This window comes from Bradyrhizobium sp. OK095 (assembly GCF_900109945.1).
Taxonomy (GTDB): Bacteria; Pseudomonadota; Alphaproteobacteria; order Rhizobiales; family Xanthobacteraceae; genus Bradyrhizobium.
Genome location: NZ_FOBX01000012.1, coordinates 107,081 through 127,145 on the forward strand (window position 1 = coordinate 107,081; position 20,065 = coordinate 127,145).

Annotated in this window: 20 protein-coding genes; 10 read left to right on the forward strand and 10 right to left on the reverse strand. The window is 64.8% G+C overall.

What is annotated here, in order from left to right:
* Window positions 1-41: 41 nt before the first annotated feature.
* Entirely contained in the window at window positions 42-848 is an 807-nt protein-coding gene (locus tag BMW89_RS28215; protein ID WP_092031259.1) for an enoyl-CoA hydratase/isomerase family protein, read from the reverse strand.
* A gap of 30 nt (window positions 849-878) precedes the next feature.
* Window positions 879-1,637 carry a PA4824 family protein gene (locus tag BMW89_RS28220; RefSeq protein WP_092031262.1) on the reverse strand — a complete coding sequence of 253 codons (759 nt, stop codon included), beginning with the start codon at window positions 1,635-1,637 and terminating at the stop codon, window positions 879-881.
* 62 nt (window positions 1,638-1,699) lie between these two features.
* Here BMW89_RS28220 and nthA point away from each other — a divergent pair, with 62 nt between their 5' ends.
* From nthA to BMW89_RS28235, 3 genes are read left to right on the forward strand one after another with little or no spacing between them, the layout of a single operon-like run.
* Window positions 1,700-2,326, forward strand: coding sequence for a nitrile hydratase subunit alpha (gene nthA / locus BMW89_RS28225; RefSeq protein WP_092031266.1), 627 nt, complete (start codon window positions 1,700-1,702; stop codon window positions 2,324-2,326).
* Entirely contained in the window at window positions 2,323-2,982 is a 660-nt protein-coding gene (gene nthB / locus BMW89_RS28230) for a nitrile hydratase subunit beta (RefSeq protein WP_092031269.1), read from the forward strand. The genes nthA and nthB overlap by 4 nt, the downstream gene beginning before the upstream one ends.
* Entirely contained in the window at window positions 2,982-3,359 is a 378-nt protein-coding gene (locus BMW89_RS28235; protein WP_177196371.1) for a nitrile hydratase accessory protein, read from the forward strand. Before nthB ends, BMW89_RS28235 begins: the two co-directional genes overlap by 1 nt.
* 149 nt (window positions 3,360-3,508) lie before the next feature.
* On the opposite strand, the gene queC is transcribed toward BMW89_RS28235, so the two are convergent.
* A complete protein-coding gene (queC, locus tag BMW89_RS28240; protein WP_092031277.1) occupies window positions 3,509-4,222 on the reverse strand; it encodes a 7-cyano-7-deazaguanine synthase QueC in 714 nt (237 codons plus the stop codon).
* A 126-nt stretch (window positions 4,223-4,348) separates the two neighbouring features.
* On the opposite strand from queC, the gene mazG reads away from it, so the two are divergent.
* Window positions 4,349-5,167, forward strand: coding sequence for a nucleoside triphosphate pyrophosphohydrolase (gene mazG, locus BMW89_RS28245; RefSeq protein ID WP_092031280.1), 819 nt, complete (start codon window positions 4,349-4,351; stop codon window positions 5,165-5,167).
* Entirely contained in the window at window positions 5,140-5,640 is a 501-nt protein-coding gene (locus BMW89_RS28250) for a GNAT family N-acetyltransferase (RefSeq protein WP_244547707.1), read from the forward strand. Before mazG ends, BMW89_RS28250 begins: the two co-directional genes overlap by 28 nt.
* Before the next feature lie 18 nt (window positions 5,641-5,658).
* On the opposite strand, the gene hflX is transcribed toward BMW89_RS28250, so the two are convergent.
* The 4 genes from hflX to BMW89_RS28270 all read right to left on the reverse strand — a co-directional run bounded on the left by hflX (window position 5,659) and on the right by BMW89_RS28270 (window position 11,367).
* Entirely contained in the window at window positions 5,659-7,056 is a 1,398-nt protein-coding gene (gene hflX, locus BMW89_RS28255; RefSeq protein ID WP_177196372.1) for a GTPase HflX, read from the reverse strand.
* A gap of 11 nt (window positions 7,057-7,067) precedes the next feature.
* On the reverse strand, window positions 7,068-7,316 hold the full coding sequence (hfq, locus tag BMW89_RS28260; RefSeq protein WP_007591126.1) for an RNA chaperone Hfq: 249 nt from the start codon (window positions 7,314-7,316) through the stop codon (window positions 7,068-7,070).
* Window positions 7,317-7,564: 248 nt separating this feature from the next.
* Window positions 7,565-8,935 carry a nitrogen assimilation response regulator NtrX gene (ntrX, locus tag BMW89_RS28265; RefSeq protein ID WP_092031287.1) on the reverse strand — a complete coding sequence of 457 codons (1,371 nt, stop codon included), beginning with the start codon at window positions 8,933-8,935 and terminating at the stop codon, window positions 7,565-7,567.
* 17 nt (window positions 8,936-8,952) lie between these two features.
* Window positions 8,953-11,367 (reverse strand): sensor histidine kinase, encoded by a 2,415-nt coding sequence (locus BMW89_RS28270; RefSeq protein WP_177196373.1) that lies wholly within the window; start codon window positions 11,365-11,367, stop codon window positions 8,953-8,955.
* A 173-nt stretch (window positions 11,368-11,540) separates the two neighbouring features.
* Between BMW89_RS28270 and BMW89_RS38100 the strand changes: the two genes are divergently transcribed.
* The gene (locus tag BMW89_RS38100; protein ID WP_177196362.1) at window positions 11,541-11,681 is read left to right on the forward strand and encodes a hypothetical protein; all 141 of its coding nucleotides are present in this window, start codon (window positions 11,541-11,543) and stop codon (window positions 11,679-11,681) included.
* A gap of 166 nt (window positions 11,682-11,847) precedes the next feature.
* Here the strand turns inward: BMW89_RS38100 and ntrC are convergent, their stop codons facing one another.
* The 3 genes from ntrC to dusB are packed head-to-tail and all read right to left on the reverse strand — an operon-like array spanning window position 11,848 to window position 15,473.
* A complete protein-coding gene (ntrC, locus tag BMW89_RS28275) occupies window positions 11,848-13,290 on the reverse strand; it encodes a nitrogen regulation protein NR(I) (protein ID WP_092031294.1) in 1,443 nt (480 codons plus the stop codon).
* A gap of 9 nt (window positions 13,291-13,299) precedes the next feature.
* Window positions 13,300-14,475 carry a two-component system sensor histidine kinase NtrB gene (locus tag BMW89_RS28280; RefSeq protein ID WP_092031688.1) on the reverse strand — a complete coding sequence of 392 codons (1,176 nt, stop codon included), beginning with the start codon at window positions 14,473-14,475 and terminating at the stop codon, window positions 13,300-13,302.
* Window positions 14,472-15,473 (reverse strand): tRNA dihydrouridine synthase DusB, encoded by a 1,002-nt coding sequence (gene dusB, locus BMW89_RS28285; protein WP_092031297.1) that lies wholly within the window; start codon window positions 15,471-15,473, stop codon window positions 14,472-14,474. The genes BMW89_RS28280 and dusB overlap by 4 nt, the downstream gene beginning before the upstream one ends.
* Before the next feature lie 282 nt (window positions 15,474-15,755).
* Between dusB and BMW89_RS28290 the strand changes: the two genes are divergently transcribed.
* From BMW89_RS28290 to BMW89_RS28305, 4 genes are all read left to right on the forward strand, one after another.
* Complete coding sequence (locus tag BMW89_RS28290) at window positions 15,756-16,952, forward strand: bifunctional 2-C-methyl-D-erythritol 4-phosphate cytidylyltransferase/2-C-methyl-D-erythritol 2,4-cyclodiphosphate synthase (protein ID WP_092031300.1); 1,197 nt, start codon at window positions 15,756-15,758, stop codon at window positions 16,950-16,952.
* Window positions 16,953-16,955: 3 nt separating this feature from the next.
* Complete coding sequence (locus tag BMW89_RS28295) at window positions 16,956-17,564, forward strand: CinA family protein (RefSeq protein WP_092031304.1); 609 nt, start codon at window positions 16,956-16,958, stop codon at window positions 17,562-17,564.
* Window positions 17,565-18,105: 541 nt separating this feature from the next.
* Window positions 18,106-18,813, forward strand: coding sequence for a c-type cytochrome (locus tag BMW89_RS28300; protein ID WP_177196374.1), 708 nt, complete (start codon window positions 18,106-18,108; stop codon window positions 18,811-18,813).
* An 8-nt stretch (window positions 18,814-18,821) separates the two neighbouring features.
* Window positions 18,822-20,063 carry a cytochrome c gene (locus tag BMW89_RS28305; RefSeq protein ID WP_092031307.1) on the forward strand — a complete coding sequence of 414 codons (1,242 nt, stop codon included), beginning with the start codon at window positions 18,822-18,824 and terminating at the stop codon, window positions 20,061-20,063.
* Window positions 20,064-20,065 lie beyond the last annotated feature (2 nt).

Consider the following 20,065-nt stretch of genomic DNA (forward strand, 5'->3'; position numbering starts at 1 on the left):
GCGCGGCGTATACGGATTGTCAGCGGCGCGATCAATGGCCTCTACCGCCCCTTGAAGCGGGGTTTGCGGCGGCCCAGGAACGCCTCGACGCCCTCCTTGTGGTCCTCGCTGAGGCTTGCCAGCGCGAACTGGTCGACGTCCATGTGGCTGGCGAGATCGTCCAGCGCATGCGCGAGCCGGTTGACGGTCAGCTTGGTCATGGCGACCGAGAGCGGCGGCTGCGCGGCGACCTTCCGGGCAAGCTCCATCGCGGCATCGAACGCATGGCCGGGGTCGGTCACCTGCTCCACGAGGCCCCATTGATAGGCCTCGTCCGCGCTGATGCGCTCATCGGCCAGGATCACCGCCTGCTTGGTGCGGGCCGGCCCGATCAAATGCAGCATACGCGGAATGCTTTGCCAGCTCATGTTCATGCCGAGGCCGATCTCGGGCACGCGCAGATGCGCATCGCGCCCCATCACGCGAAAGTCGAGCGCGACGGCCAGCGCCACGCCGCCGCCGACGCAAAAGCCCTCGATGGCCGCGATCGTGATCTGCTCCATGTCCTGCCAGGCCTGGGTCAGGCGCGGCCCGAGCTTGAGGTGCCGGCGCAGCGTGCCGAGGTCCATGTCCTTGCGCGCGCGGCCCTCGGCATCCTTGAGGTCGAATCCGGCGCTGAAGGCGCTGGTGCTGCCCGCCAGCACCACGACGGAGGTTGTCGCGTCATCTTCAAAACTGCGCGCCGCCGCGGTGAGCTGGCGCAGCGCTTCGGGCGACAGCGCGTTGATGCCGTCATTGCGGTCGAACCGCACGATGGCGATCCGCCCCTCCGGCCCATGACCTTTCTCGATCGTCACATAGTCAGTCAACGCAGCCCTCCCGGCTCTTGTCGTTCTTGATCACAAATGCCCGGTGCGCCGATGTTCCGGCTCGCTGCCGCCGACCGGAAACCGGATGGTCGTGCCGATGGTGATCCAGTTGGCGTTCTCGCCGGTGATGTTACGGCCGTAGATCACGTCGACGGAAAATATCTCGTTCGGCCGGTAGCGGACGCCGGTCTGGAAGCGCGGCTGCACGACGCTGGCGATCTCGGAGGCGCCGGCCTGCCCGTAGGCCTCGATCGTCCATTGCAAGGTGTCGGTGAACTTCCAGTCGAAGCCGAGGCCGTAGGTCAAATAGTGACGGTCGACCGCGCGATCCCAGAGCCAGCCGCCATTGACGTTGATACGCATGGTCTCCGACAGGCGGAAGGTCGCGGGGATCACGGCAAAGGCGGTCAGCGCCTCGCCGGTCGCCGCGTCGAAGGAGCCGCCGCCATAGGCCGACAATCCCCACCGCCCGATCCCGGTCGGGATGAAGTTGGTCTTGGCTTTGGGAGCAATCGTCGTGCTCCAGTCACCATCGCTGCGAGCGCGGATGGTCTGCAGGCTCAGTTCGATCGGCGTGAAGGGATCGACGACACAGGACGGATTGGCGACCGCGGCGAAATCCGTGTTGGTTGCCGCCGACATCCAGCTTTCGACCTTGCAGGAGCCGACCTCGGAGATATCGGCTGCATCGACCGCATAGGCGCCATTCGCGGCGCGCGCATCCTGCGCCGCGAATGTGACAAGAGCCGCAATTGCGGCGGTTATTCCGGTTTGTTTGGCCCAGCCCATGGCGCGATGTTAGCAGAGTCTTCGCCTCGACAAGGCCCGGATTCTGGGACTATCTTCGAGGCATGAGTGAACATCATCACGACCACGATCACGACCATTCCGAGCTGTCCGAGACCGAGCTGCGCGTGCGCGCACTCGAGACGATCCTGACCGAAAAAGGCTATGTCGAGCCGGCTGCGCTGGATGCCATCATCCAGGCCTATGAGACCAAGATCGGTCCGCACAACGGCGCCCGCGTCGTCGCCAAGGCCTGGACCGATCCGGCTTTCAAGCAGGCGCTGCTGGAGGACGGTAGCAAGGCGATCGGCACGCTCGGCCATGTCAGCCGTGTCGGCGATCATCTCGTCGTGATCGAGAACACGCCTGAGCGCCACAACATGGTCGTGTGCACGCTGTGCTCCTGCTACCCCTGGGAGATGCTGGGCCTGCCGCCGGTCTGGTACAAGGCCGCGCCCTATCGCTCGCGTGCGGTCAAGGACCCGCGCGGCGTGCTCGCCGATTTCGATGTCAGTCTGCCGAAGGACATGGAAATCCGGGTCTGGGATTCCACTGCCGAGACGCGCTTTTTGGTACTGCCGATGCGCCCCGAGGGCACTGAGGGGTGGAGTGAGGAGCAGCTCGCCGAGCTCGTCACGCGGGATTCCATGATCGGCACCGGCTTTGCCAAGACGCCCGGGGCGCCGTCGTGAACGGCGTGCACGACATGGGCGGAATGGACGGGTTCGGCAAGGTCGAGGCCGAGCCGAACGAGCCGGTGTTTCACGCGGCGTGGGAATCTCGCGTGCTGGCGATGGTGCGCGCGATGGGTGCGGCGGGTGCCTTCAACATCGACACCTCGCGCTTCTATCGCGAAACGATCCCGCCGCACGTTTATCTGTCGAGCTCCTACTACAAGAAATGGTTTCTCGGGCTCGAGGAGATGCTGATCGAGAAGGGATACCTCACAAGGGAGGAAGTCGCCGCGGGCCATGCGATGCAGCCTGCGAAGGCGCTCAAGCACGGCAAGCTGGCGCTTGGGGACGTCGAGCGCACCATGGTGCGCGGCAAGTTCGCCCGCCCTGCTCCCGCGCCGGCAAAATTCAACATCGGCGACCGCGTGCGCGCCAAGAACATCCATCCGGCGACGCACACGCGCCTGCCGCGCTATGTGCGCGGCCATGTCGGTGTGGTCGAACTGAATCATGGCTGCCACGTGTTTCCGGATTCGGCGGCGATGGAGCTCGGCGAGAATCCGCAATGGCTCTACACGGTCGTATTCGAAGGCAGCGACCTCTGGGGCGCGGACGGCGATCCGACCTCGAAGGTGTCGATCGACGCGTTCGAGCCTTATCTGGACCCGATTTGATGAGCAGCACGGCCGCGGCGGCTGCGACGGCCGCCATTCCAAGCATTCCCCGCGATGACGACGGCCCGGTGTTCCGCGCGCCGTGGGAGGCTCATGCGTTTGCGATGGCGCTGACGCTGCACGACCGCGGCGTGTTCACCTGGCCCGAATGGGCCGCAGCGCTGGCTTCCGAGATCAAGCGCGCGCAGGCCGCAGGTGATCCCGATACGGGCGAGACGTATTACCTGCACTGGCTTGCCACGCTGGAAGGCCTGGTCGCGCGTAAGGGTGTCGCGTCGATGGAGACGCTGAACCGCTACCGCGACGCGTGGGACCACGCCGCGGATCGCACGCCGCACGGCAAGCCGATCGAGTTGCGGGAAGAGGATTTTGGCTAACTCGGTAAACGGCACGCCCGTGCCATGGCTTCCGCTGTCATTCCCCGCGAAGGCGGGGAATCCAGTACGCCGCGGCTTCTCGACTCAAGCACGGTCTCTGGGATACTGGATCACCCGCTTTCGCGGGTGACGACACTGAGTCCTTGGCGCTACCGCCCCGCCACATACTCCCGCCACCCTTTCGCCCGCAGGCTGCACGCCGGGCATTCGCCGCAGCCATAGCCCCAATCGTGCTGCGCGCCGCGGTCGCCGAGATAGCAAGTGTGGGATTGCTCGCGGATGAGATCGACCAGCCCCTCGCCGCCGAGATCGTGCGCGAGCTTCCATGTCGCCGCCTTGTCGATCCACATCAGCGGCGTGTGCAGCTCGAATTGCCGCGCCATGCCGAGCGAAAGCGCGGCCTGCATGGCGCGGATAGTGTCGTCGCGGCAATCGGGATAGCCGGAATAATCCGTCTCGCACATGCCGCCGACGATGTGGGTGATGCCGCGCCGGTAGGCCAGCGCCGCGGCAAACGTCAAAAACACCAAATTGCGGCCGGGCACAAACGTATTGGGCAGGCCGTCGGCGCCCATCGCGATCGCGACGTCACGCGTCAGCGCTGTGTCCGAGATCGAAGCCAAGGTCGGGATCGACAGCGTGTGGCTCTCGCCGAGCTTTGCGGCCCAATCTGCGCGCAACCCCTTGATGCCGTCGACCAGCCGGTCGCGGCAGGCCAGCTCGATTGCATGGCGCTGGCCATAGTCGAACCCCAGCGTTTCCACGCGCGCGAAGCGGCTTAGCGCCCAGGCAAGACAGGTGGTGGAATCCTGGCCGCCGGAGAACAGTACCAGCGCGGTTTCTGATGAAAATGTGTCAGTCATAGGCAGCGCTTTAGCATCGCGGAACGTATCAGCCAATCGGTGGAAATCGGCTCGTTCCGCCGCGCCGCGCTGGGAACGCCGGCTCGCTTTTGGCATAAGGTTTGGGACCCAGGAGACTGCCCCGCAATGACCCCTTCCCGCGACATTTCCCGCCTGATCGAGATCATGGCGGCGCTGCGCACGCCGGTGACCGGCTGCCCCTGGGACCTCGAGCAGAATTTTGCGACGATCGCGCCCTACACGATCGAGGAAGCCTATGAGGTGGTCGAGGCCATCAGCCGCGGCGATCTCGACGATCTCTGCGAGGAGCTCGGCGATCTGCTGTTGCAGGTCGTGTTCCACGCCCAGATGGCCGAGGAGCAGAACGCCTTTGCCTTCGGCGACGTCGTCGAGGCCATCACCCGCAAGATGATCCGTAGGCATCCCCATGTCTTCGCCGACAAAGACGGCAATCTCACCCCGCACCACGTCAAGGAAGTCTGGGACCGCATCAAGGCCGAGGAGAAAGCCGAGCGCGCCGCGCGCCGGCCGCCGGAGGAAACGCCGTCTCACAAATCATTGCTCGCGGGCGTGAAGGCCGGCCAGCCCGCGCTGACGCGCGCGATGGAGCTGCAGCGCAAGGCCTCCACCGTCGGCTTCGACTGGAACGACCCGCGTGCGGTGCTGGCAAAAATCCGCGAGGAAGCCGACGAGATCGAGGCCGCGCTGGATCGCAATGACAAGCAGGAGATCGCGGAGGAGACTGGCGATCTGATGTTCGCCCTCGTCAACCTCGCCCGCCATGTCGACGCCGATCCGGAAGCAGCACTCCGCGCGACCAACGCGAAATTCGAGCGACGTTTTGCCTATATCGAGCGCGCGCTGGAGGCGCAGGGGCGGACGCTGGAGCAGGCGTCGCTGGCGGAGATGGATGCGTTGTGGAACGCAGCGAAGACGGCGACCTGAAGCGAGGACGTGAAGTGGACATCAGGCAGGACGATCCGAGGGCGCCACATGTCGCCGATCTGCTGGCACATCATCTCGAAGAGCTCCGCAGCGTCATGGGTGAGCACGCGCAGGCACTGGACGCGAGCGGTCTTTCGGCTGCGACCGTGACGTTCTGGACGGTCTGGCAGGGCCATGCGCTGGCTGGATTCGGTGCACTGAAGCGACTGGATGACACGCATGGAGAGGTGAAGTCGATGCGTGCTGCACCGGCTGCACGCGGGACCGGAGCTGGCCGCGCCATCCTGCTCCACATCATTGCTGAAGCCCGCAAGCGAGGTTACGCACGTCTTAGCCTGGAGACCGGCACGGCATCGCTCCACGCGCCGGCCGTCTCACTCTATCGCAGCGTCGGCTTCTTGAACTGTGAGCCTTTCGCCGACTATCAGGCGAGCCCGCATAACCAGTTCATGAGCCTCGACTTGTTGAATTGATTTTCTCGGCGCGTAGCCCTACGTCGACACGCGAGGCACGGCATCGAACCTGGACACCACGATATCCCGCTTGGTCTCGTCCACCCGCACGGTCATGTCGAAGCGGCCGTCGTGCAGCTCTTTCGCCAGCACCTCGGCATTGCGGTGCAGCCAGCTGATGCCGGCGCCGTCGGCGGCGTCGATGGAGAGATCGAGCGTGGTGCGTTTGGCCGCGAGCCGTTCCTCGATGGCAGCAAGCAACGCGTCGATGCCCTCGCCTGACACGGCCGAGACCAGCATCGCCGGATGATCCTCCGGCCTGCGTGCGGCGATGTTCAGAAGCTCCTCGCGCTGCTCGGCGTCGTAACGGTCGATCTTGTTCCAGACCTCGATGATGCGGCCGCTGTCATCGGGATTGATGCCGAGCTGGCGCAGGACCGCGTCGACGTCGCTTTGCTGCGCTTCGGCATCTTCGTGCGAGATGTCGCGCACATGCAGGATCACGTCGGCTTCAAGCACCTCCTCCAGCGTGGCGCGGAAGGCTGCAACGAGCTGCGTCGGCAAATTCGAGATGAAGCCGACGGTGTCGGACAGCATCGCCTTGCCGCCATGCGGCAAAGTGAGCGCGCGGAGCGTCGGATCGAGGGTTGCGAACAGCATGTCGGCGGCCTGCACGTCGGCACGCGTCAGGCGGTTGAACAGCGTCGACTTGCCGGCATTGGTGTAGCCGACCAGCGCGACCACGCGATACGGCACGCGCTGACGGCCGGCGCGATGCAGGCGCCGCGTTGCCTGCACCTTCTTCAGCTCGCCCTCGAGCTTGGAGATGCGTTCCTGGATCAGGCGGCGATCGGCCTCGATCTGCGTCTCGCCGGGACCGCCCATGAAACCGAAGCCGCCGCGTTGACGCTCCAGATGGGTCCATGAGCGCACCAGGCGCGAGCGCTGGTAATTGAGATGGGCGAGCTCGACCTGGAGCGAGCCTTCCTTGGTCTTGGCGCGGCGGCCGAAGATTTCGAGGATCAAGCCGGTGCGGTCGAGCACTTTTGCGTGCAATTCCTTCTCGAGATTGCGCTGCTGGATTGGCGCCAGCGCGCAATCCATCACGACGAGCTCGACGTCGAGGGTCTCGACCAGCCCGGCAATCTCTTCGGCCTTGCCCTTGCCGATGTAAGTCGCGGGCCGGATCTGGCTGATCGGCGCGATGATGGCATCGGCAACGACGAGATCGATCGCGCGCGCGAGGCCCGCGGCTTCATCGAGCCGGGCCTCGCTGTCTCGCAAGATATGGTTAGACGAGGCATGGTTTTCCGATTGCGCGTCGGTACTCCCTGCGCGCAGTCGCAAGTAGGGGCCGATGACAAGCACCCGCCCCGATTGCTTAGCCCCTGCCGACCGCGGACGGTCGGCCTCCCCGTCGAAATTCCGGGGTTCCAATCAGGTCACTCTCAAGCCGGCTGATCCTCGCCGCCTTCGAACAACTGGATCGGAGCGCCCGGCATGATGGTCGAGATCGCATGCTTGTAAACGAGCTGCGAGTGACCGTCGCGCCGAAGCAGCAAACAGAAATTATCGAACCAGGTCACGATGCCCTGGAGCTTCACTCCGTTGACCAGAAAGATCGTCAGTGGCGTCTTGGTTTTGCGAACGTGATTAAGGAAGGTGTCCTGTAGGTTTTGTGCGCGGTCTGCCGCCATTGTTTTTTTCTCGCTTTGAGTTTCTTTTTATTGCGCCGGTTGCGCCCCGCTTTTGAAAATGCGGGGTCTCTTCCGGTTGCCGTTCCTCATGAGATCCCCCTCGGAGGAACAGCGGTTCGATTAGAGGGCAGGACGGGTTATTAGGCAAGCCGCTTCGCGCGGCAGGCCGGGCCCAATTGCCCCCGAAAAACTACGGAAATCGATGGATTTCCTGGCTTATCCGCCACCGGCGGCTGCAGCGTCGCGGGTTAGCCGACGCCGAGCGCCTTCAATTTCCGGTGCAGCGCCGAGCGTTCCATGCCAACAAACTCGGCCGTGCGAGAAATATTTCCTGAAAAACGGCTGATCTGTGCAATCAAATAGTCGCGCTCGAACACTTCGCGCGCCTCGCGCAGTGGCAGGCCCATGATGTGCTCGCCATTGTTGCTGGTCGGCATCGCCGGCACCATCGAGCCGACATCCTGCGGCAGCATGTCGGCGGTGATGATCACCTCCGGCCCGCCTGCGGCCAGAATCATGACTCTCTCAACGTTGTTGCGGAGCTGGCGCACATTGCCCGGCCAGACATGCGATTGCAGCACCGCCATCGCGTCCTGCCCGATCTGCCGCTTCGGCAGGCCGCTGCCGGCAGAGATCTGCTCCATGAAATAGTCGATCAATTCCGGAATGTCCTCGCGCCGTTCCGAGAGCGCGGGCACGCGGATCGGCACCACCGAGAGCCGGTGATAGAGGTCCTCGCGGAAATGGCCGGCCGCGATCTCCTCTTCGAGATTGCGCGCGGTCGAAGAGATGATGCGGACGTCGACCTGCACCTTGGAGGTGCCGCCGACGCGCTGGAACGACTGCTCGACCAGCACGCGCAAGATCTTGTTCTGGGTCTCGCGCGGCATGTCCGCGATCTCGTCGATGAATAGCGTGCCGCCATGGGCTTCCTCGAGCGCACCCGGCTTGCGCGCGTGCTCGCCGTTGGATTGCTCGATGCCGAACAGCTCGTGCTCCATGCGCTCGGGCGTGATGGCGGCCGCGTTGATCACGACGAAGGGACCGTCGGCGCGGCCCGAGGCCGTGTGCAGCGTGCGTGCGGCCAGCTCCTTGCCGGCACCGGCGGGGCCGACGATCAGGATGCGGCTGTTGGCTTTCGCCGCGCGGTCGATAGTCTGGCGCAGCTGGTTCATGCTGGGCGAACGGCCGACGAGCGAGCTTGCGCTCGGCGCGAGCTGCTTCAGCTCCTTGACCTCGCGCTTGAGCCGCGAGTTTTCCAGCGCCCTGGTCGCGACCAGGATCAGCCGATCGGCCTTGAACGGTTTTTCGATGAAGTCATAGGCGCCGCGCTTGATCGCGGCGACCGCGGTCTCGATGTTGCCGTGGCCGGAGATCATCACCACCGGCAGATCGGGATTGTCCTTCTTGACCTGCTCCAGCAGCTGCAAGCCGTCGAGCTTGGAGCCCTGCAGCCAGATGTCGAGGAACACCAGATGCGGCCTGCGGTTGGCGATCTCGGTGAGCGCGGAGTCGCTATCGCGCGCGGTCCGCGTGACAAAACCCTCGTCTTCGAGAATGCCCGCGACGAGATCCCGAATATCGGCCTCATCATCGACAATCAGAATTTCACTTGCCATGAGTCGCGCCTGTCTTGTCAGCTGCCTGTTGAGGCTTCGATTTTCGTTGAATCATTAGTCTTTTCAGCCGGCTCTTTGGTTTCGGCAGCCGGCCCTTTTGTTTCGGAGGCCTTGGTGGATTCCTTGGCCGTTTCCTTGATGTCCGGCTGGGCTGTGCCCTTGGCCTCGGCCGCCGGCGCCTGCTCAGCCCCCTCGCTCTTCGGGGGGGCGCCGGAGATCGCAAAGCGCATCCGCATCCAGGCGCCACGCTGGCCTGCGCGGAAGTCCGAGGCATCCTTCAGCTCGATCCGCCCGCCATGGTCTTCCAGCACGCGGCCGACGATGGCGAGCCCGAGGCCGGTGCCCTTGACCCGCGTCGTCACATAGGGCTCGAGCAGCCGCGAGCGCGCGACCTTGGGCAGGCCGATACCGTTGTCGATGACGTCGATCAGCACGTCCTCGCCCTCGCGCGAGACCACCACGTCGATACGGCCTTTTCCGTTTTCCTGGCCGAGCTCCTCCGGCGGGACCTGCTCGATCGCCTCGGTGGCGTTCTTGACGATGTTGGTCACCGCCTGGGAGATCAGCCGCCGGTCGAACTGGGCGCGCAGCGGATCTTCCTTGAACTCCGTCTCGATATCGATCTCGGGATGGGCGACCTTCATCAGGAATACCGCCTGCCGCACGGCGTCAACGACGTCCTCGCCCTCCATCACTGGCTTGGGCATCCGCGCGAAACGCGAGAATTCGTCGACCATCCGGCGGATATCGTCGACTTGGCGCACGATGGTGTCGGTGCACTGCTCAAAAATCTGTTTGTCCTTGGCCTCGGTGATGGCCTTGCCGAATTTGCGGCGGATGCGCTCGGCGGAGAGCTGGATCGGCGTCAGCGGGTTCTTGATCTCGTGAGCGATGCGGCGCGCCACGTCGCCCCAGGCCGAGGTGCGCTGCGCCGAGACCAGGTCGGTGATGTCGTCGAGCGTGATGATGTAGCTGTCGTGCGGCTGGTTCTTCTCGGCGCTGACGCGGACCGACAGATTGCGTTCGTCTCCGTCGCGCGTGATCGTGATCTGGCCCTGCACCAGGCGCTGGGTGCCTTCCCGCGCCGTTTTCATCATGTCTTCGAGCTCGGGCAGCACGTCGGAGAGCGGATGGCCGAGCGTCTCGGCCTCGGAGTGTCCGATCAGCTTCTCGGCGGAGCGGTTCAGGATGCCGACGCTGCCTGAGGTATCGACGCCGATGATGCCGGCGCTGGCCGAGGACAGCACGGCCTCGATGAAGCGGCGGCGGCTGTCGATGAGGTCGCTGGCATTGACGAGCTCGTCGCGCTGGCTGCGCAATTCCTGCGTCATCTTGTTGAAGGTTTCGCCGAGCTGGGCGAGATCGCCTTCCGACTGATGCACCGGCACCTTCACGTTAAGGTCGCCGGTCGAGACCGTATGGGCGGCGTTCATCAGCCGCCGGATCGGCGACACCAGCGAGTTGGCGAAGTTCAGCCCGATCAGCACCGAGGCCATCAGGATGGTCAGCGCGATCACCGCGAACATCAGCGCAAAGGCGACCTGGATGCCGAGCCGGCGCGACTCGATCTGGGCGTATTCGGCGACGCTGACCTCGGTCTGCTTGAGCTGATTGACGACATTCGGATCAAGAGGCCGCGCGACATAGAGGAACGTGTCGTTGAAGGCGCGCAGGCGGATCACGGCCGCAACGAAGCTCGCATCCGGAAGCACCGCGATCTCGGGCTCGGATTCGTTGACGTTGCTGAGGAAGTCCGGCGCCGGCGGCGAATAGGCCAGCCGCATCCCGGTGTCGGCGGATTCCAGGATGTTGGTGTTCTTGTCGATGATCATTGCGCCCGGCAGATTGCGCGAGCCGGCGCTGGAGGTCAGCAACTCGCGGAACGAGCGGCGGTCCTGGTCGTAGAGCGGGCGGGCATGGGCGATGTCGTTGGCCATGCCGAGAATGTCGCCGCGGATCAGCTGCGCATGGTCCTGCATGTAGGCGCGCGCGATCGTCAGCGAATTCTGGATCACTTCCTTGGTCGGCCCGGAGAACAGCCGGTCGAGGCCGCGCTCGATGGTGACGTTGGCGACGACGGCAACCAGCACCGCCGGCAACACCGCCACGATCGAGAACAGGCTGACGATCTGGACGTGGAGCCGCGCCGCCGCCCTGCCCCGCCGCCGGGCCACGATCATCTGCCAGAGCTCGCGGATGATGATCCCGACCAGCAGCAGGATCGTGGCCGCATTGATCAGGTAGAACGAGCGGACGATCTCCGGCGTCGGCTCGATCGTCGTCAGGCCGGTCAGGACGACAAAGGTCAGGAAGGCCGACCCCAGTGCCAGGACCACGGCAAACGGCGCCAGCCAGCGCCGCACCGACCAACGCCGGGGCTCATCTGCTGGGGCCGTGTCGAAGTGTGCGGCCGAGGTGTCTGCGCTGGTCATTCCGGCAATGGGTGCTGAAAACGGGGTCCGCCGCGGGCGGATACTGATGTATTCGTACCACATTGTTGCCGAATTGCGACAATTCCGCGGCGTCCCTGCCGCGACGGCCCGGCGCATCCACAGGGATGCCAGGTCAGCCGGAACGGAATCCGGCCATTCCGGCTTGACCCGGCATGGACAGGTTCTTTCTCGCGATAATGGTTTCGGCGGTGCTGCTGCTGATCGTGGCCTCCGACCTGCTGGTCAATGGCCCCGGCATGAAGACACCGGCTGACGTGGCCATGCTGCCGGCATCAGCCCGCTTGGTCAGATAGGCGCGACGCCACGCCGCGCGGCCTCATGATCAATTTGAAGGGACCGGCGGAACATTTCGGCCCGATTCGGACTTCTGATCACCGCGCCAGTCACAAAGGCCAGCGCGATCCGGACAGGCTCAGCTCCGCTTTGGTAGGGGGAGCTGAGCCACCGTTCGTTGGAGGACTAGCCCCCGCTCCGATAGACTTGGATATCGAGATCCCGGATCTTCTTCCGTAGCGTGTTGCGGTTGAGGCCGAGGAGATCGGCTGCGCGGATCTGGTTGCCGCGGGTGGCTGCGAGCGCGGCCGTGAGCAGCGGCACCTCGATCTCCTTGAGGATGCGGTGATAGAGGCCGGGCGGTGGCACGCCGTTCGGAAAGCCCTGGAAGTGCGAGGAGAGATAGGCCTCCACCGCTCCGCCGAGATTGTCGACGCCCTGCTGGACCGCAGCGCCCGGACTGACCGAGGGAGGCGCCAGCTCGCCGTCGATGACGGAGGCCGTGATTACGTCCTGCGGATAGAGGGCGGCGAGACGCCGGGCGAGGTTTTCCAACTCGCGCACGTTGCCGGGCCAGCGGTGCTGCTTCAGCCGCTCCAGCGCCAGCGAGTCGAGCTTCTTCGGCGGCAGGCCATCCTTCTCGGCGAGCGCGAAGAAGTGACGGATGAGATCCGGCAAATCCTCGATGCGCTCGCGCAAGGGCGGCAGCCGCAGCGGCACGACGTTGAGGCGGAAGAACAGATCCTCGCGGAACAGGCCCTGCTGGATCAGCACGCGCAGATCCTTGTTGGAGGCCGCGACGATGCGCACATCGGTCTTGATTGGGGTGCGGCCGCCGACAGTGGTGTATTCGCCTTGCTGCAAGACGCGCAGCAATCGTGTCTGCGCCTCCATTGGCATGTCGCCGATTTCGTCGAGGAACAGCGTGCCGCCCTCGGCCTGCTCGAAACGACCGGAGGCGCGGGTGTTGGCACCGGTGAAGGCACCGCGCTCGTGGCCGAACAATTCCGACTCGATCAGGTCGCGCGGGATCGCCGCCATGTTGACCGCGACGAACGGACCGTTGCGGCGCTTGCCGTAATCGTGCAGCGCGCGTGCGACGAGCTCCTTGCCGGTTCCGGACTCGCCCGTGATCATCACGGTGAGGTCGGTCTGCATCAGACGCGCCAGCACGCGGTAGATTTCCTGCATCGCCGGCGAGCGGCCGACCAGCGGGATCGATTCCAGCTCCGAATCGTCGTCCGGCGTCGCGACCCGCTCCTTCGGCTCGGCGAGCGCGCGGCCGACGATGGCGATCAGCTCCTTCAGATCGAAGGGCTTTGGCAGATATTCGTAAGCCCCCCGCTCGGAGGCGCGGATCGCCGTCATGAAGGTGTTTTGCGCGCTCATGACGATGACCGGCAAATTCGGCCGCATCTTCTTGATCCGCGGCAGCAGGTCGAAGGCGTTTTCGTCCGGCATCACCACGTCGGTGATGACCAGATCGCCCTCCCCCTGGCTGACCCAGCGCCACAGCGTCGCGGCATTGCCGGTCAGCCTGACTTCATAGCCGGCACGGGACAGTGCCTGATTGAGAACTGTGCGGATGGCGGTATCGTCATCAGCAACGAGAATGCTACCTGCGGGCATTGTTAATCCTCATTTTGCCCCCTGAGATGCAGACGACGACTTCCCGGCAGAGCCGTCGCGACTGCTTAGATCGGGATGTTTGACCGATGTGGAGTACATCGGCATCAGCACGCGGAAGGTGGTCTTGCGCGGCTGAGATTCGCATTCGATGATGCCCCCGTGATCGCCGACGATCTTGGCGACCAGAGCAAGACCGAGGCCAGAGCCGGTCTGCTTGGTGGTGACGAAGGGATCGAACAAATTGGACAGAAGATCGTCGGGCACGCCTGGTCCGTTGTCCCTCACGCAGAATTCAAGCGGCAGGGATACCCGGGATTTTTGACCGGGGACTGACAGGCGAACGCCGGGGCGGAACGCCGTGGTGAGCTGGATCTCGCCGTCGGCAACGTCGATCAGGGCTTCGGCGGCGTTCTTCACGAGATTGAGAAACACCTGGATCAGCTGATCCTGGTTCGCCAGCACCGGCGGCAGCGAGGGATCGTAATCCTCGACGAAGCGGATGTTGCGGGCAAAGCCCGACTGCGCCAGCCGCTTCACGTGATCGAGCACGGAATGGATGTTGACGGGGCCGCGCACCACGGGTCGCTCGTCGCCGAACACCTCCATGCGGTCGACCAGCGTCACGATGCGGTCGGCCTCGTCGCAGATCAGCCGCGTCAGCATGCGGTCCTCGGAGGAAGCCTGCTGCTCCAGCAATTGCGCGGCGCCGCGAATCCCTGAGAGCGGGTTCTTGATCTCGTGCGCGAGCATGGCTGCCAGCGCGATCACCGAGCGCGCGGCGCTCCGATGGGTGAGCTGGCGGTCCATCTTGTCGGCGATGGAACGCTCCTGGAGCATCACCACGATATGGCCGGGCCGCTCCGTCAGCGGGGCGACGTGCAGATCGACCTGACGGTCGCCGCCCATGCGGGGCGTGCCGAGATCGACCTTATATTCGTTGACCGGCGAGTTCGACGATCGCACCTGGTCGATCAGCGCCAGCAAGGGGCTGCCGAATGGGACCAGCTCCTTCAGCGACTGCCGCTTCAGGAACTGCGTCGAGATATCGAAGAAGGCTTCAGTTGCGATGTTGGCGCCGACGATCTTGCCGTCCGGCCCGATCAGGAGCACGGGATTGGGCAAAGCGTCCAGGATCGCGTCGCTGTCGGTCGGAAGCGGCCGACGATGTTCAGCAGCCGAGCTCATGCAGCAGCGCTCCATGCGAAGTCGTCGAAGGCATCTTGCAGTGAATGGTGAACGCGACGCGGATCTTCGGACGTAAGAATGGTCTGGCGCCAGGCCTTCAGCTTCTCGGCCGGCGCACGGCTGACGTCGGCGGCGACGTCGAGCGCCCAGCCCAGATGCTTGCGCGCATGCTTGAGGCCCACGCGCAGGCCGTAGAGCGCGCACACGCCCTCATAGAGCGTGCGGACGTAATGCAGCTGCGTCTCGAGTGACGGGGTGGCTTCCGCCGCCCCGCCCATAAGGCGGCGGCCAATCTGGCCGGGCAGCCAGGGCTGGCCCTGCGCACCGCGGCCGATCATCACGGCATCGGCGCCAGAGGCCGCTAACGCGGCAAGCGCCTTCTCGTAGGATGTGATGTCGCCATTGACGATGAGCGGGATCGAGATCGCCTCGCGCACGGCGCGGATCGCATCCCAATCGGCTTCGCCCTTGTAGAACTGGCAACGGGTGCGACCATGAACGGTGACGAGCTTGATGCCCGCGGCCTGTGCGCGCCGCGCCAGCTCCGGCGCGTTGCGGGTGAGGTCGTCCCAGCCGAGCCGCATCTTCAGCGTCACCGGCACCTTCACCGCCGCGATGGTCGCATCGATCAGGCTGACGGCATGGTCGAGGTCGCGCATCAGGGCCGAGCCCGACTGGCCGCCTGTGACGTGGCGGGCCGGACAGCCCATGTTGATATCGATGATGTCGGCGCCATCAGCCTCGGCAATCCGGGCGCCTTCGGCCATCCAATGCGCTTCGCAGCCGGCGAGCTGGACCACGTGCGGACCGATCCCGGTCGCTTCGCAGCGCAACCGCGACATCCGGTGGCCATTGGCGAGCTCATCGCTCGCGGTCATCTCGGACACGACCAGACCCGCGCCGAGCTCGGCGACCAGCCGTCGGACGGGTGAGTCAGTCACTCCCGACATCGGTGCCAGGAAGACCGGGGTGGTGACCTCAATATCGCCTATTTTCAAGGGCTTGGAGCCTGATCCTGCCGGGCCGGTCACAGTGGTCTCATCAAGTAGGCAGCGCCTCATCGCGACTGCCATGACCTATCTTGCGCACAATTCTTGTGCAGTCAAGCGTCATGCCTACACTTTAACCAGTTCTGCAAATCTTTCAAGTGCAGTGCAGCAAAATGCTGAATCCCACAATCCGGGGAAACCCCCTTTTTTTGCGGGCCTGCCGTGCTAGAGGCATGCGGCAATCACCCCACTCCCAGACTCTCTTCATCACCAACTGAGTATTTGAGTCCTATGGCGAAATCACAGCGCACCGCAGTCGTTCTCGTCGCGGCCGGACGCGGCTTGCGCGCTGGCGCCGGTGGTCCCAAGCAATATCGGGAGATCGGCGGCGTGCCTGTGATCTATCGCGCCATGGAAGCCTTCAGCCGTCACGCCGATGTGTTCGCCGTGCAACCGGTGGTGAACCCCGACGACAGCGCCATGTTCACGGCAGCAGTCGCAGGATTGAAGCACGAGGCGCCGACCAGCGGCGGTGCGACCCGGCAGGCCTCCGTGCTCGCCGGTCTCGAAGCGCTCGCAAAGCACAAGCCGGATATCGTGCTGATCCACGACGCCGCACGTCCCTTTGTCTCGGAAGGTGTGATCTCGCGCGCGATCGATGCGGCGAGCCGTACCGGCGCTGCGATCCCGGCCGTGCCTGTGACCGACACCATCAAGATCACCGGCGAGAACGGCAATGTCGAGGACACGCCGGACCGCGCGCGCCTGCGAATCGCGCAGACGCCGCAATCCTTTCGTTTCGACATCATCCTCGAGGCGCATCGTCGCGCGGCAAAGGACGGCCGCAGCGATTTCACCGACGATGCCGCGATTGCCGAATGGGCGGGATTGACGGTTGCAACCTTTGAAGGCGATGTTGCCAACATGAAGCTCACCACCCCCGAGGATTTCGTGCGCGAGGAAGCGCGCCTGGCCAGCCTGCTTGGCGACATCAGGACGGGCACGGGCTACGACGTTCATGCCTTCGGCGAAGGCGACCATCTCATGATCTGTGGCGTGCGCGTGCCGCACACCAAAGGCTTCCTCGCCCATTCCGACGGCGATGTCGGCCTGCATGCGCTGGTCGACGCCATCCTCGGCGCGCTCGCCGACGGCGACATCGGCTCGCACTTTCCCCCGAGCGATGCGAAGTGGAAGGGCGCTTCTTCCGACCAGTTCCTGAAATATGCCATCGAGCGCGTCACCCAGCGCGGCGGCCGCATCGCCAATCTCGAGGTGACGATGATCTGCGAGCGGCCGAAGATCGGCCCCTTGCGCGACATCATGCGCGCGCGCATCGCCGAGATCTCCGGCGTCGACATCTCCCGCGTCGCGGTGAAGGCGACGACCAGCGAGCGGCTCGGCTTCACCGGCCGCGAGGAAGGCATCGCGGCCACTGCGAGCGCCACCATCCGTCTTCCGTTTAACGAGAAGACCTGGAGCGCCTAGATCATGGCCGGCAGCGACGCACGCGCCCTCTCCCGCTCGCTGCTGGATCTGTGCCGGATGCGCAAGCTGACGATCGCGACCGCGGAGTCCTGCACCGGCGGCCTCGTTGCAGGCGCACTGACTGACATCCCCGGCTCCTCCGACGTCATCGACCGTGGCTTCGTCACCTATTCCAACGACGCCAAGCGCGCGATGCTTGGCGTCGAGGCGAGCACGCTGACGAATTTCGGCGCCGTCAGCAAGGAGACCGCGATCGCAATGGCGGTCGGCGCGCTGGAGCGTGCGGGCGTCGATCTCGCCGTTGCCATCACCGGCATTGCCGGCCCCGGCGGCGCCACCCCCGGCAAGCCGGTCGGCCTCGTGCACTTTGCGGTCGCCGCGCGCGACGGCCGCATCGTCCATCGCGAGCATCGTTTCGGCGCGATCGGCCGCACGACCGTCCGTCAGCGCTCCGTCGTCGAGGCGCTGCGCATGCTGATGGATCTCGCCCGCGGCCCGAAGGCCCAGCCCAAGCCGCGCGCCGCCGCGGCAAGCCGCCTGCGCCCGCGCGTGACCCGTTCCCCGCGTCGGCATGTGGCCAAGCGCAGGCCGCCGCGCTCGCCGCGGGGATGAGACCTGCTTCGTAGCCCCTAGGGTGGATTAGCGAAGCGTAATCCACCACTGCTGTCTCCGCGGAGATCAAAGAGGTGGATTACGCCTTCGGCTAATCCACCCCACGCACCACAATCCCTTGCGTTGCCCGACGGGCAAAACACCCAGCCGGCGGGTCAATCCGCGTGCGTGAAAATATTCCACTTTACCGAAATTCGGATGTTGGGCTTCACCTGTATGCCGCTGTGCACGCTTTTCGTAGCGCACGCTTCGCACAGTGGACCGTGGGTGCCAGTCGGCACCCGGTCTTCCCTGCGCCCTCTGACATCTGAGGGCGATGCGACGAAGCAGAGCTCGGGCGACAATTGCCGCGAGAACACAGCGTCATGTCTGCTTATCAAAAAGCACGCAAATCTTGTCGAATTGGATCAGGATCGCAAATGTGCAGGCGCGACCAAACGTCATCGCAGCTGTCCTGTCTTGCGCAGGAAGATATTGGCGTAATAATGCGGCTCTACGTTGCGGCCAGGAATCAACCCGGTCCTGTTTTCTGGAGGGCGGCGTGTTCGCTCGCTACACTGCTCCGGCAATCGCCGTTGCCACCTTGGTCGCCTTTAATGGTGCCGTCGCCCAGACCCCGAGCCAGCCGCCCGATACCATGGCGGCGCGGGTGGAAGCCTGCACGCCCTGTCACGGCAACAAGGGCGAAGGCACCAGCGACGTCTATTTCCCGCGCCTTGCCGGCAAGCCCGCCGGCTATCTCTACAATCAGCTCCTCGCCTTCCGCAGCGGCCGGCGCAAATACCCGCCGATGAACTATCTCCTGGAGTTTCTGCCCGATCCATATCTGGAGGCGATGGCGGAGTATTTTGCCAGCGAGCACCCCCCGTTACCGCAGCCCGCGCCGAGCGAGGTCAGCAAGGAAGTCCTCGCTCAGGGCGAGCTGCTCGCCACCAGCGGCGATGCAGGCCGCAACATCCCGGCCTGTGTGAGCTGCCACGGCCCGGGCCTCACGGGCATGCAGCCCGGCATTCCCGGCCTGCTCGGCCTGCGCGCCAACTATGTCAGCGCCCAACTCGGCGCCTGGCGTTACGGCACCCGCACGGCGAAATCGCCCGACTGCATGCAGCTTGTCGCCGGCCATTTGACCGAGGCCGACGTCACCGCGGTCGCGGCCTGGCTCGCGACGCGGCCTGCCCCCGCCAATCCGGCCCCCGTACCGAAGGGCACATACGCGCTGCCGTTCGGCTGCGGCAGCCAGCCCAACTGACGAGGCGCATGATGGGCTCAAGACTGTTGATCACGCTCCTCGCTGTTGCCGCTCTCACCACGGTTGCGCAGGCGCAGGACAAGACCAACGACGTCATCGCGCGCGGCGAATATCTCGCCCGTGCCGGCGATTGCACGGCCTGCCATACCGCGGCCGAGGGCCGCCTGTTTGCCGGCGGGCGCCCGATGCCGACCCCGTTCGGAACGATCTACACCTCCAACATCACGCCCGATCCGGAGACCGGCATCGGCAAGTGGAGCGCGGACGATTTCTACAGAACCATGCACAATGGCCGCTTCCCCGATGGCGGGCTGATCTATCCGGCGATGCCGTTTGCGTCCTACACCAAGGTCACGCGCGCCGACAGCGATGCGATCTTTGCTTATCTGCGCTCGATCCCGCAGGTGAATCAGAAGAACAAGCCGCACGAGCTGCGCTTTCCCTACGACAACCGTCAGCTGATCCTCGGCTGGCGCACGCTGTTCTTCAGCGAGGGCGAGTTCAAGCCGGATTCGAAGAAATCAGCGGAATGGAATCGCGGCGCCTATCTGGTCGAAGGCCTCGGCCATTGCGGCATGTGCCATTCGCCGATCAATGCACTCGGCGGCACCTCGCAATCGGACGCCTTCAAGGGCGGCCTGATCCCGATGCAGAACTGGTACGCGCCCTCGCTCACCTCCAATCGTGAAGCGGGCCTCGGCGACTGGAGCATCAAGGACATCTCCGATCTGCTCCAGACCGGCGTCTCCACGCGCGGTGTGGTCTACGGTCCGATGGCCGAGGTCGTGCACAACAGCCTGCAATATCTCAACGACGAGGACACCAGGGCGATGGCGGTGTACCTCAAGGGCATCGCCGAAGGCTCCTCGCCGGCGCCGGCCAGCTCGGTGCTGCCGACCACCGAGAGCAGCCTGCTGATCAGCCTCGGCAAGACCGTCTACGACAAGAACTGCGCGAGCTGTCATGGCACGCAGGGCGAAGGCAAGCCGCCGCACTGGCCGCCGCTCGCCAACAACCAGTCGATCGAGATGCAATCGGCGGTCAATCCGATCCGCATGGTGCTCAATGGCGGCTATCCGCCGGGCACCAAGGGCAATCCGATGCCCTACGGCATGCCGCCCTTCGCCGGCCTCCTCTCCGACAACGAGGTCGCCGCCGTCGTCTCCTACATCCGCACCGCCTGGGGCAATCGCGGCACGCCGGTCTCGGCGCGCGAGGCCAACGAGCTCCGCTCCGCACCGCTGAACTGAGA